The sequence below is a fragment of the Sphingopyxis jiangsuensis genome (assembly GCF_016734905.1).
Lineage (GTDB): Bacteria > Pseudomonadota > Alphaproteobacteria > Sphingomonadales > Sphingomonadaceae > Sphingopyxis > Sphingopyxis jiangsuensis.
This window is the reverse complement of sequence record NZ_JAERPO010000001.1, coordinates 1,353,759-1,366,726: the sequence shown is the minus strand read 5'-3', so window position 1 is coordinate 1,366,726 and position 12,968 is coordinate 1,353,759. Positions and strand designations below refer to the sequence as shown.

9 protein-coding genes are annotated in these 12,968 nt (G+C 61.6%); 7 read left to right on the top strand and 2 right to left on the bottom strand.

The annotated features are described in order from the left end of the window. The first annotated feature begins 30 nt into the window (after positions 1 to 30). The 4 genes from JI743_RS06665 to JI743_RS06650 all read left to right on the top strand — a co-directional run bounded on the left by JI743_RS06665 (position 31) and on the right by JI743_RS06650 (position 6,568). Complete coding sequence (locus JI743_RS06665; RefSeq protein WP_201927131.1) at positions 31 to 1,377, top strand: family 16 glycosylhydrolase; 1,347 nt, start codon at positions 31 to 33, stop codon at positions 1,375 to 1,377. A gap of 167 nt (positions 1,378 to 1,544) precedes the next feature. Then, positions 1,545 to 2,705: a mandelate racemase/muconate lactonizing enzyme family protein gene (locus JI743_RS06660; protein WP_201927129.1), complete on the top strand. Its 1,161-nt coding sequence runs from the start codon at positions 1,545 to 1,547 to the stop codon at positions 2,703 to 2,705. A 77-nt stretch (positions 2,706 to 2,782) separates the two neighbouring features. Then, positions 2,783 to 6,160, top strand: a complete 3,378-nt coding sequence (locus JI743_RS06655) for a TonB-dependent receptor (RefSeq protein ID WP_201927127.1) — start codon at positions 2,783 to 2,785, stop codon at positions 6,158 to 6,160. Positions 6,161 to 6,298: 138 nt separating this feature from the next. After that, positions 6,299 to 6,568 carry a toxin-activating lysine-acyltransferase gene (locus JI743_RS06650; protein ID WP_330902123.1) on the top strand — a complete coding sequence of 90 codons (270 nt, stop codon included), beginning with the start codon at positions 6,299 to 6,301 and terminating at the stop codon, positions 6,566 to 6,568. A 334-nt stretch (positions 6,569 to 6,902) separates the two neighbouring features. Here JI743_RS06650 and chrA read toward each other — a convergent pair whose 3' ends face one another. After that, entirely contained in the window at positions 6,903 to 8,084 is a 1,182-nt protein-coding gene (chrA, locus tag JI743_RS06645; protein ID WP_201927123.1) for a chromate efflux transporter, read from the bottom strand. Positions 8,085 to 8,182: 98 nt separating this feature from the next. On the opposite strand from chrA, the gene JI743_RS06640 reads away from it, so the two are divergent. Next, positions 8,183 to 8,509: a cation:proton antiporter gene (locus JI743_RS06640; protein WP_236659705.1), complete on the top strand. Its 327-nt coding sequence runs from the start codon at positions 8,183 to 8,185 to the stop codon at positions 8,507 to 8,509. Between the two features lie 302 nt (positions 8,510 to 8,811). After that, positions 8,812 to 10,584 (top strand): arylsulfatase, encoded by a 1,773-nt coding sequence (locus tag JI743_RS06635; protein ID WP_227339950.1) that lies wholly within the window; start codon positions 8,812 to 8,814, stop codon positions 10,582 to 10,584. 4 nt (positions 10,585 to 10,588) lie between these two features. On the opposite strand, the gene JI743_RS06630 is transcribed toward JI743_RS06635, so the two are convergent. Then, on the bottom strand, positions 10,589 to 11,215 hold the full coding sequence (locus JI743_RS06630) for a TetR/AcrR family transcriptional regulator (protein ID WP_201927119.1): 627 nt from the start codon (positions 11,213 to 11,215) through the stop codon (positions 10,589 to 10,591). A gap of 117 nt (positions 11,216 to 11,332) precedes the next feature. On the opposite strand from JI743_RS06630, the gene JI743_RS06625 reads away from it, so the two are divergent. Beyond that, entirely contained in the window at positions 11,333 to 12,967 is a 1,635-nt protein-coding gene (locus JI743_RS06625) for a sulfatase-like hydrolase/transferase (RefSeq protein WP_201927116.1), read from the top strand. The last annotated feature ends 1 nt before the right edge of the window (position 12,968 follow it).

Sequence of the window (12,968 nt, the reverse complement as noted above, 5' to 3'; positions counted from 1 at the left end):
TCATGTGCCCGTGCAGCGGGGGAGTGAGATATGCATTTGTCGGGAATGGTGTCGTCGATCGCTATCGGCCTGGGATTTCTGGCTCTCGCTGCGCCTCCGGCTGCTGCGCAATCGCAGCCCACGCTCCCGGCCGACCTTCGTTCCGGGTGGGAGCTGGTTCCCGAACTGTCTGACGAATTTGATGGTGCGAGGATCGATGGAGCGCGCTGGAATGCCGATGTCGAGGATTGGGGTCCCTGGTCGTGGGAGCCCGGCAATGCAACCGTCGACGACGGCACGTTGCGGCTGACTATCCGTTACGAGCCGCACCGGGCTGCGCGCCGCGCACCCGATGCGAGTGGGCCAACCGATCAGCGGCTCTTCTACAAGTCGGGGATCGTTCGTTCGCGGGGCTATCAGACTTACGGCTATTATGAAGCCCGCATCAAGGGTGTGCCGACCTATCCCGGCTCCAGTCCGGCCTTCTGGATCTATAGCATTGCGGAGACCAACAAGCGGCATGGGTTTACGCGCGGCGAGGGGGCGGTCACCTATTCCGAAGTCGACATCGTCGAGCTGCAACAGGGTGGCTTTGTCGAAAATGCGGTCGGACGCGATGGACCCGAAGTGATCGACATGAACCTTCACATGCGGATGATCGAAAACGGGAAGGAAATCTGGAAGCGACCGGGCAATTTTCCCGAGCTCGCCAAGAACCGGATCGAGGCGGGCTTCGATCCGCGCGACGATTTTCATATCTATGGCGCGCGCGTCTCGCCCGATGAGGTCATCTGGTACATCGATGGCGTCGAGGTTGCGCGCAAGCCGAACCTTTATTGGCACCTCCCTATGTATGTGACGCTCTCGCTCGGTCTGCGCTCGCCGCATGTGACCTATCGCGATTGTCCTGACGGATTCTGGCGTTGCCCGGTGCCGGGCGCGGCTACGGGCGACGGATATCCCGCATCAATGGAGGTCGACTGGGTTCGCAGCTGGCGCCGGGCCGACGAGCCCCGCGTGGGATCGCCGCAGCTGGTGAAGGCTTCGACCGCAGCCGAGAGGGCCGCCCCGCCACAATCTTCGGTGTTCAAGCCCGGTGCCGATGCCGATGGGGACGGCCGGTTGTCACCGGACGAATTTGTCATGTTCATGGGAACGCGCGAATTGCAGATTCGCGATGCGGACAAAGACGGCAAGATTTCCGCGGTCGAATGGCTCGGTGATAATGAGGGCGGCTTCCAGAGGCTGACGCTCGATCGTTTCAATGCGGACGGCAATGACGAGATGGGCGTCGACGAGATCGTCCGGGTCTTCCTCTGGATTTTTTCCAACCGGGACAAGAACAAGGACGGCTTTCTTTCCGCCGAGGAAAGCGCTCCTCCGACACTGGTACGGTAGAACGGGCGCTGGAAGCGCGACCTGCGCTGCCCGACAGGCCTATATGTCTTGCATTCCAAAACATATGATGTTTAATTAGATGTGTTGTCGATTCGGTCGATGCCGAGCGACGGGAGAGGGAGAAGCCGGGCTATGCCGGTCATTACTACAAGAGCGGTAACAATCTGATGCGGATCACCGCTATCAAGAGTCATGTGCTGCAATATGACCTCGACGAAGAGCTAGGCTATTCGCAGCAATATTATGCGAAGCGCACCGCGCACCTTGTCGAGGTCGAGACCGACGAGGGCATCACCGGCTGGGGCGAATGTTTCGGCGGAGGCGCGGTCGCCTTTGCCAACAAGACGATCGTCGAGCGCGTGATCGCGCCGCTGGTCGTAGGAATGGACCCCCGCGACCGCGAAGTCATCTGGCACAAGGTCTATAATCTGCTGCGCGATCACGGCCAGAAAGGCATGCCGATCCAGGCACTGTCCGGGGTCGATATCGCGCTCTGGGACATTGCCGGCAAGGCCTGTGATTGTCCGGTCTACCAGCTCATGGGCGGCGCCTTTCGGGAGCGCATCCCGGTCTATGGCTATGGCATGATGTTGCAGCGCAAGAATGACCTCGCGCGCCGCTTCGCCGAAGAAAGCGTGAAAATCCGCGATGCGGGTTTCGGCGCAATGAAGATGAAGATCGGTCTCGGCCCCAAGGCCGACATCGAACTCGTTGAAGCGGTGCGCGACGCGATCGGCGACGACACGGGCCTGATGGTCGATGCAAACCATGCCTATACGACACGCGAGGCGGTGAGCCTGGGAAGGGCGCTCGAAAAGCTCGATGTCGCCTGGTTCGAGGAGCCCGTCGCGCCAGAGGATCGCCAAGGCTACCGCGATCTGTGCGAAGCGCTCGATCTCAACATCGCGGGCGGCGAGGCGGAATTTACGCGCTGGGGCTTTCGTGACCTCGTCGGCGGTCGCTGCGTCGACATTCTCCAGCCCGAGGTTTGCGGTCTCGGCGGGATCACGGAATATCTGAAGGTGCTCGCGCTCGCGCAGGCGCATTTCGTGCCGGTTGTCAACCATGTGTGGGGATCGGCCGTCGCCGTCGGCACCAACCTGCATCTGCTCGCGGCGCTCCCCGATTTTCCGGGTGGCGCGCATCCTGTCCAGCCGATGCTCGAATATGACACGACGCCAAATCGCTTTCGCGAGGAATTGCTTCAGGAGCCACTGAGGATTTCCGAACAGGTCAAAGCCAGCGGCGGCAGCGTGGCATTGCCCACCAAGGCCGGCCTCGGTGTCGACCCGGATCCGGATTTCATCCGACATTTCGAAGTGAACTGAGACCGGAGCATCCGCCTGCCGGTGCTGCGCGCCATAGACGAACGACAAGAAATAGTATCGAATTTGGGGAGAGTATCATGTCCAAGAATTATGACGATCGCCTGGAGCTGCGCTTCGGCCGCACCCTCTTTCTTTCGGCTTCCGCAGTCGCGCTGCTGTGTGCTGCGGGTCCGGCCTATGCGCAGACCGATAGCCCTTCTTCGAACCAGACCGGCAGCGAACCGGTCGGTGCAGAACCCGAGGACGACGATGCAATCGTCGTCACCGGCTTTCGTCGCTCGCTCGCCGACGCACTCGATGCCAAGCGGGAGTCGGGCAATATCGTTGACGGCATCAACGCCGAAGACATCGGCAAATCGGCCGACCAGAATATCGCCGAAGCGCTCCAGCGTGTTACGGGCGTGTCGATCGAGCGCAACAATGGCGAAGGCTCGACAGTCACCGTGCGCGGCGTCGACGCCAATTTGAACAATGTGACACTGAACGGGGTCACCGTTACCAACGCCGCCGGCGATGTGCGGAACGGCAGTTCAGGTCAGGCAGTCGATTTCAGCGCCTTCACCTCGGATATCCTCTCGCGCATCGAGGTCGCAAAGACCGCGAGCGCCGATCATAACGAAGGCAGCCTCGGCGCAACGATCAGCCTGACCACCTTCAAACCGCTCGGCGTCAAGAATGATCGCCGCGTGATCGACATTCAGGCGCGCTATTCGCCCTTTGCCGACCCGGGTTTCAGCGTCGGTGATGACATTTTCGGCGGCGATTATCGCGTCAATCTCGCGCTGTCGGAGAAATTCGCGAACGACACCATCGGCATTTCACTCGTCGCGACCTCCGAACAGACGTCGGGCCGGACCGATGCGGTCAACATCTCACGCTATGAAGCGACCAACAATATCGCCGGGCCATTTTCGAACAACACCGGCGTTCTCTTCACCGGCGGGCTCACCAATATCGAGACCGGTCAGATCGACCAAAGCGGTACAGCACCCGAAGATCAGTTGCGCGTACTCCTCCCGTTCGAGATCGCCTACGACCAGCTATTCTTCGAAACGAAGCGCAATAACATCACGGGTACGGTGCAATGGCAGCCGACGTCCGACACGGACATCCAGGTCGATGCCACCTATACGCATGTGAACCGCAAGCGCGACCGTGCGCAGCTGGCGATCCGCGCCGCGCCGCAATTTTTTCCGCTGCGCGAGGGGCAGGACAATGTCTACGACCCCTCCAATTCGACATTGCTTCGGTATCGTTCGATTGCCACCGACTATGGCCCGGGCGACGCGCGCAACCCCGGCTATGTCCGCCCGGTGCAGGAATATGAAGACACCTATGAGGAAACCTTCGTTCTCGGCTTCAATGCCGAGCACAAGGCAGGGCCATTCACGTTCAACCTGTCGGGTGGCCATTCGAACAGCAAGGGCCGCGACAATGACTATATCTATGCGACAGCGCAGCTCGAAAATCAGGCTCAAGCCGGAGCGGCAAGCTTCGACAATGGCTTTAACGGCTTCGACAATCGCCCCGGCTTTACTAAGGGTTATGACTGCGTCTCGGGAGGGCTTTGCTCGATCTTTTTGAGCGATACTGTTCCCAATCGAACGCAAGGCGGTACCAACGGCGCCAATCCGAACCTCGCGATCGTCGACGACGGATTTGAATTCGATATCGGCTCGATCAACTCGCGCGACCGTGCGATCAACGACAAGGCCACGAGTCTCTTCTTCGATGTCGACTGGGAAACCCGCTTCGGACCAATCAAGTCGATCGAGTTCGGGGTGAAATGGGACAAACGCAACCGCGTTCAGCGCCAGACCAACACCTTCCTCGATCGCTTCGCATTCGGCGATCCGCGCGCCAGTATCTTGCCGTTCGTCGTGGCCGGGGAAAGCGCCCTGCGCGACGGTTTTGGCGAGCAACTCGGCCTCCGGCGCGACAGCATCACGGACGGCATCGTCAAGTTCGACCCCTTCGCCCTGCGAACCGCGCTTCAGGAACAGCGTGGAGACGCCGGGATCACTTCGCCCGACGGGCGCGATTTCCGCGATCTGACGCTTGAAGTCTTCGGCGGCTATGCTCTCGCCAACTTCGAATTCGCCGATGGCCGCATCTTTGGCGACGTTGGCGGACGCTGGGTCAAGACCAATGTTGACGTCAGGGGCGGTTCGCTTCCGACGCCAAGCTTCCTGTCATTCGCGACGCGTCCCGAAAACCTCGCCTTCTTTGGATATTTCGGTCCTGGCGATCCGGCAAATACGACAACATTGGCCGACGCCCAGGCGGCTGTGATTGCGGTACTCGGTCCCGACCTGGTCGCTCAAACCGACCCGAGCTTCGTGCCGCTGGAATCTGTCGATGCATCAGATACGTTCAGCTACAATAACTTCCTGCCGTCGCTGAACCTGAACTGGCTCGCTTCGGAGAAGCTGATGGTCCGCTTCGCGGCGTCGCAGACGATGGCGCGCCCGAACATCGACCGTTTGCGGCCGAACTTCCTGTTCAACGAAAATACGTTCGCCAATTCCTTCGCAAGCGCCGGCAACCCCAGCCTGCGGCCTTTCAGATCGACCAACCTCGATCTGTCAGTCGAATGGTATTTTGATCGAAACTCGCTCTTTTCGGTCGCCTTGTTCAACAAGCAGATCAAGGATGCCGAACGAACGGTTTCGGAAACTTTCTATATCCGCGACTTCCGTAGCCTGCTTTTCGATGCGAACGGACGGTTCGATCCCAATAGCGGCTTTGAGCCGACGGCTTCGTCGTTGCTTCTTCCCTATACGCCGAACGCGCAGCCGCTCGACCAGTGTCTGCCGAACCGCGTGCTCGACCTGTCGCTTCAGAACCCGCTGCGTGAGTGCGAGATCGTGCAGTTCAACCGGCCCGTAAATGCGGGCAGCGGTTATGTCCGCGGCGTCGAGGTCTCGCTCCAGCACAACTTCACCTATCTGCCGGGTATTCTGAGCGGCCTCGGATTTGTGGCCAACTATACCTATGCGGACTCGGAACTGAAAGAGCAGACGATTACCGACGCGCTCGGCAATCCGCAGGTGTTCCGTGCGGCGCCACTGCCCAACACGTCGAACCACACCTTCAACCTGACGGGTTTCTATGAGAAGGACGGCATACAGCTCCGTGTGGCCTACAACTGGCGCTCTGATTATCTCGTCTCTTCGGCTCCCGAGCAGGGCGGTCTGCGCCGTTACTCTGAGGGCTATGATTCGCTCGATATCTCGGGTGGATTCGACATCACCGACCGGCTCCAGTTTAACTTCCAGGCGGTGAACTTGCTCGATACGGTGCGTCGCGATTATGCGGTGTTGGAGGCTGACGAGCCGGTCCCAAATGCAATCGCCGGCGAATCCTTGTCGCTGGGGAGTGCCCCCAAGGACCGCACCCTTCTGATCTCGAACACGGGCCGTATATTCCGTTTCGGCTTGCGCTATACCTTCTAAGCCGATCGGAAATACCGATGGCCGCTCGTCTGTGATCAGGCGGGCGGCTTTCATGCGTCTACAAATCACCAATAGACTTCAATTGGCTCAGGGATGCAGCAAGTTCGACCCTCCACTTTGCTAGGTGGCAGATAGTGTGTGTTCGGGTCAGGAATCGTATATAGGAGCCTGAAGAAGAGGGTGGCCGCGGTCCCGGGGCGGTTCAATCTGGAATGGCTGGTGATGCCTGCGCTGATCCATCAGCAATTCTATCTGTTCCGCGACAGGCAGCAGTCGGCCGGGCTTGCCATGTGGGCGAAATATACGCCTGAGTCTGTGGCAAAGCTCGATAGGGGCATGAACGAGCCCGAGAGCCGTTTGACGCACGCCCATTGGAACTCGGCAGAACCATGCCGAGAATTTCTGTGATTGACCCAAATAATGCAGTGAAAAGACATGCTTTGGTGCCGGTTTTCCGCTGCTTTGCCGCGAGGCGCGAAGATGGCTAGTGACATCATAATCCGCTCCTCGGACATCCGGCGCTCAACTCGCATACATCGGAAATCTCCCCGAGTTTGTCCCCGAAAATTGCTTGAGTACGGAATCGAAACTCGCTAAACGCGAAAAATCCGCAGTTTTCTGCGGCTTTCGGCCTCGCCGATCTTAGGCTTTGGCGGCATGTCAGCGGTTTTTGGTACCGCCATGCGCAGGTTCGAATCCTGCCGCCCCAGCCAGCCGGTGAGTTTCCGATCGTGGGCGTTCCTCAGGGCGCGAACAGCCAGCCCGCGGCCGCGCCCGCCGCGATTATCGCCGGCGTTCGCGCGCTGCCCCTTGCGTTCCAGATCAGCGCCGCTGCGGCGGCAAATATCGTCACCGCCACGCCGACGTTGGAGGCGCGTGCGGCGGTCGAAGTGCCGAGCTGAACCAGTGTCGCGGCGATGACGCCGACGACTGCGGCGGCGATGCCGGTCAGCATGCGATGAAGCGCCGGGTTCTCGACTGCAGCCTCGAGCCGTTCGAAAAAGATAAGGGAAAAAGCAAAGGCGGGCAGGAATATCCCGGCGGTAATCGCAACCGCACCGCTCCACCCTCCCGCCATATATCCAGCAAAAGTTGCAAAAATGACGAGCGGCGCAGGCAGGACCCCAGCCACCGCAACGCCATCGAGGAACATTCCGTCGGACAGCCAGCCGCGTCCAACAGTATCGGCGCGCACATAAGGGATGGCGGTATAGGCGCCGCCAAATGTGAGGAGGCCGCCCTTCAGTCCGGCGACGAACAGCGCGGCGGTGGTCGCGCGGCTTGGGGTGAGCGCGGCGCTCAACCCTATGGCGTGCATGTACGGTACGAGCAGGGTCAGGAGCAGGGCCGCGGCGCCTATCAAGGCGAGCATCCATGGTCGATCCGACACAATATAGGCGAGGCCAGATGCAATCAGCGGTATCCAGAATGGAACGCCTGCAAGTGTGGCACCAAAAGCCAGTCCGGCAAGCAGCCAGAGCATTCGGTCTTCCAACACATGGCGTCCGATGCGCTCGATCGCGCGCAGGATGATTGCCAGCACCACAAGCTGCACGCCGAAAAAGGCACTCGCCATTGCCGTGCCGCTGGCGAGCCATTCGTCATAGGCCCAGGCCGCGGCCAGCATCAGCGCGAAGCCCGGCAGCATGAAGCCCAGCCCGGCGAGAAGGCCGCCTATTCGCCCGCGCGCAATCATCCCCATGTGAACGCACAGTTCGTGCGCTTCCGGTCCGGGTAGAACCTGCATCACCGCGAGCAACCGGTTGAAGCGCGCCGACGATATCCAGCCTTCGTCCTCGACCAGCGCTTCGCGGATCATCGCGATTTGCGCGACCGGACCGCCAAAAGCCAGCAGGCCAAAGCGCAGGAATTTGAGGAACAGCTGCGGAAGGGTCGGAAAATGTGGCGCCGCCTGCTGCGTCATGGCATTCCCCTTGTTCGCGTCGCCACGGGCGGGGCGCTCCCCCCGTCTGCGATCCTATCGCGCTGGCGCCGTATCCGGTCAAGAAGCGCGAAAGCCGCTTGATCTCGGCTCAGACAAAGGGGCAGGTTCTAAGTCTCGGACGCGGGCAGCGGAATGTCGTGGCCGCCGGGGGGCTGGCAATCGGTCTGTTCGGGCTCAGACTGTTCTCCGACCCCCAAGCGATCTTGCACGTCGCCGAACTCGGCGTCGTGCTCTTCCACTTCATCATCGGGCTCGAAATGCAGCTATCGCCGCTCTGGTCGATGCGCGGAGAAATCTTTGGGCTGGGGGCACGCAGGTGTGTCTGTGCATCGCATTGTTCATCGGCGTCGACATTGATGATCAGCTTCGCGCGCTTTGGTCAGATCGTCAAACCCGATAGCTGAGGCAGCGAACCTTTGTCCCCCGCCCGCCGCGCCCGGCGGCCGCGACGGGGGAAAGGTTGTTTGTGCACAAAAAGAACATTAAGTGAACAAAATGATCGCGTCAACCCCATTTCGATGCGCGGAGTCGATGCGCCGGTGCTACGAGATCCGGCAGCAAATCACGCCCGAAAGGCCATTGCCCCCAACAGGATATTGACATAATCAATGTCAATATAATCGAGGGGAGAGCGAGGGTCATGGCGGTGCGCGTGCACAGCTGGAGGGTGCCGGGTCGCGTCGGTAGGTTGTGCCGCACCGTCTTATTGATTCTGGCAACCCTGTTCGCGGCGACGCCAGCGCAGGCACAGCGCCCTGCGGCGTCGCCGCGTTACCCCAATGTCGTGATCCTGCTCGCCGACGATTGGGGCTTCACCGACGTCGGGGCCTTTGGCGCCGAATTCGCGACACCGAATATCGACGCGCTCGCGCGCACGGGAGTGCGCTTTTCCAATTTCCATGTCGCCGGCTCCTGTTCGCCGACCCGCGCGATGCTCCAGACGGGGGTAATGAGCCACCGCGCGGGGCTCGGCAACATGCCCGAAACCATCCCCGACGAACATCGCGGAAAGCCGGGATACGACACGGTAATGAACCATCGCGTCGTGACGATCGGCCAGATGTTTCAGGCGGCAGGTTATCGTACCTATCTGACCGGCAAATGGCATTTGGGCAGCGATGCCGGGCGGCTTCCCGAAGCACGCGGCTATCATCGCGCCTTCAGCCTGGCCGATGCGGGCGCCGACAATTTCGCGCAGCGCCCGATCGAGGGGTTATACGAAACCGCTGCCTGGACCGAGGGCGGCAAGCCCGCGACCTTGCCGGCCGACTATTATTCGTCGCGCTTCGTCGTCGAACGGATGATCGACTATATCGAGGAGGGCCGTGCCGCGAATGCGCCCTTCTTCGCTTCGATCAACTTCCTCGCCAATCATATTCCGATCCAGGCACCCGACAGCGACATCGCTCGCTATGCGGCGATGTACCGCGACGGCTGGACCGCGTTGCGTGCGGCGCGGGCAAAGCGGGCGGCGGCGCTCGGGATCGTCCCCGCCGGTGCGCCGATGGTCCGGATGGCGACCACGCCCGATTGGGCGACGCTCGATCGCGACGAGCGCGCCGCCGCGGTGCGCGTGATGCAGGCCTATGCCGGCATGGCGACGGCGATGGACCGCGCGGTCGGCCGCCTTGTCGCGCACCTCAAGGCGACCGGCGATTATGAGAATACGATCTTCGTCTTTCTGTCGGACAATGGCGCCGAGCCGACCAATCCGTTCAACCGCTGGCGCAACCGGTTCTTCCTGAACCAGCAATATGATCTTTCGACCGCCAATATCGGCCGGCCGAACAGCTTCAGCGCGATCGGCCCGGGATGGGCGAGCGCTGCCGCATCGCCGCTAGCCGGATATAAGTTCAGCGCGGCCGAAGGCGGATTGCGAGTCCCGCTCATCATTGCCTGGCCCGGCAACGACAAGGTCGGGGCGGGCACAATCCAAGCGGGCTTTGCGCATGTGACCGACATCGTCCCGACGCTGGCCGAACTGGCCGGCGTTGCGCTGCACAGCGGCGAATGGCAGGGCAAGGCAGTCGAACCGGTGATGGGGCGCAGCCTCGTGCCGATGCTCGGCGATGCGGCAGGCAGCGTGCACGGCGATGATCCGCTTGGTTACGAATTGTCGGGCAATGCTGCATTGTTTCGGGGCGATTTCAAGCTGGTGCGCAATCTGCCGCCGGTGGGCGACGGGCGCTGGCGATTGCACGATTTGTCGCGCGATCCGGGAGAGACGCGCGACCTGTCGGCGGCGATGCCCGACCGCTTCGCGTCGATGCTCGCCGACTATCGCGCCTTTGCCAAGGCGAACGGCGTACTCGACATGCCGCCGGGATATTCGGCCGCGGACCAAATCGATCGCTATGCCTTCGCGCAGCAGGGACGCGCGCGGCTGATCCGGCTTGGGCTTTGGGTTGGTGGGACGTGTCTGTTGGTAGCTGCCCTTGTTTGGGCATGGCGGCGCAGACGGCGACGTCCGGTGCACTAGGCGGTCATTCCCCGGCGGCGAGCGCCGCCGCCAGCGCCTCGGCCATATGCGCGGTCACGTTGCCTGCCGCTTCGACCGACATTCCGTGATCGTGACGCAGCGCCCGCCAGTTCTGGAACGACAACGCCGCGCAGAGCGCTTCGGCCGGAACCGTGCGGCCGCGCATTTCCTTGGGCAGTAGTCGCAGCACCAGATCGCGCTCGATCGCAACCACTTTCCCATATTGCGCGGTGAGGAAGGGCGACTGGTAGCGTTTGATGTTCGCGGCAAGGCGAAAAGGCAGCATCGTTTCGAAAACGCGCGCGCGCCGCTCGACCAGATCGCGCAGGTTCACGCGCCAGTCGGTGCTGTCGTAGGGGGCTGTAACGATCGGCAACACACGTTCGGCGATTGTCGCAGAAATCTCGGCGTAAAGCGCGTCCATGTCGTCGAAATGACGAAAGACGGTGCGCAGTCCCAGCCCCGCTTCCTCGGCAACGCGCGCTGCGCTCGGCATCAGGTCGCCGCCCGCGATCAGGGTCATCATCGCCTTGACGATCCGGCGCCGGCTCGACCGGCCGCGCTCGCGTCGGCCGTCGACGCGCGCGGGCGCGGCGACTTCACTGATCCGGCTTTGCAAGCTTTGGGCCATAAAACCCCGCTGGCCTGTTCCGTTGCCTTCGTCAATGCCGCGCTTGCGCGACCACCGACATAATGACACATATAGTGTCACTTTCATAGCTGTGCGGCAGCGAGCAGGGGTGGGGCGATGGCAAAGGGCTGGATCGGGCTGAGCGTCGTGGCGCTCGCCGTCGCGGGTGGATATTGGGCTTACACCGAAAACCGATATCGGCTGCCCGGCATCGTGCAGGATTGGCGCGACCCCGTTCAGCCGAACCGTCCGGTCGTGTGGCAGGCCGGTCCCGACGCAGCACGGAGCGGTGAGCGGCCGCCCAACATCATCCTGATCGTCGCTGACGATCTGGGCTATAACGACATCAGCTTGAACGGTGGCGGCATTGCGGGCGGCATCGTGCGCACGCCCAATATCGACCGCATCGCGCGTGAAGGAGTGAATTTTACGACGGCCTATGCCGCCAACGCGACCTGTTCGCCTTCGCGCGCCGCAATGATGACCGGGCGCTATCCCACGCGCTTCGGATTCGAATTTACTGCTGTGCCGACCGAATTTGCGGAGAATCTTGTCCATGGCGGCGGAGTCGGGCCGCTCGAAGCGGTGTTTCACGCGGACCGCATCACCGACGACATACCCGATTATCCCGACATGGGCGTCCCGGCGAGCGAAGTGACGATCGCCGAAACCGTCAAGACAGCGGGCTATCGCACGCTTCACATCGGCAAATGGCATTTGGGGGAAGCGCCCAAGCTCCAGCCGCAGGCGCAGGGTTTCGACGAAAGCCTCGCGGTGCTGGCGGGCGCGGCGATGTTCCTGCCCGAGGATGATGCGGACGCGGTCAATGCCAAGCTTCCTTGGGATCCGATCGATCGCTTTCTCTGGGCCAATCTGCGCCATGCGGTGACGTTCAACGGCAGTCCGCGCTTTGCCGCGAAAGGGCATATGACCGACTATTTCGCCGACGAGGCCATTGAGGCGATCGAGGCGAACCGGAACCGGCCCTTCTTCCTCTACCTTGGTTTTACCGCGCCGCACACACCGCTGCAGGCGACGCGCGCCGAATATGACAAGTTCGTGCAGATCAAGGACCACAAGACGCGCGTATATGGTGCGATGGTCGCGCATATGGATCGGCGGATCGGTGACATTCTGGCAAAGCTCGAACAGCTTGGCATCGACGACGACACGCTTGTCATCTTCACCAGCGACAATGGCGGCGCCTGGTATGCGGGGATTCCCGATCTCAACGCGCCGTACCGCGGCTGGAAAGCAACCTTCTTCGAAGGCGGCATCCGCGCGCCGCTCTTCATGCGGTGGCCCAAGGCAATTGCGGCAAACACGGCTCGCGCCGATGTCACCGGTCATATCGACATTTTCGCGACGATCGCGGCGGCGGCGGGCGCAAAGCTGCCCAGCGGACGCCTACTCGACAGCGAAGATATATTGGCCGGCCCGGCGCAGCGCGATGCGATCTTCTGGCGCTCGGGGGACTATCGCGCGGTGCGCACCGGCGACTGGAAACTGCAGCTGACAAAGCGGCCTGAAAAGGCGCGGCTCTATAACCTTGCGACCGATCCCACCGAACAAACCGACCTTGCGGCGCGCGAGCCCGCCCGCGTTGCGGAGCTGCGCACGCTGATTGCAAGGCAGAACGCCGGGATGGCGAAACCGATCTGGCCCGGCCTTGTCGAAGGACCCGTGCGGATTGACGTGCCGCTCGACGCGCCGTGGCGCGATGGGCAGGATTATATCTACTGGACCAATTAGC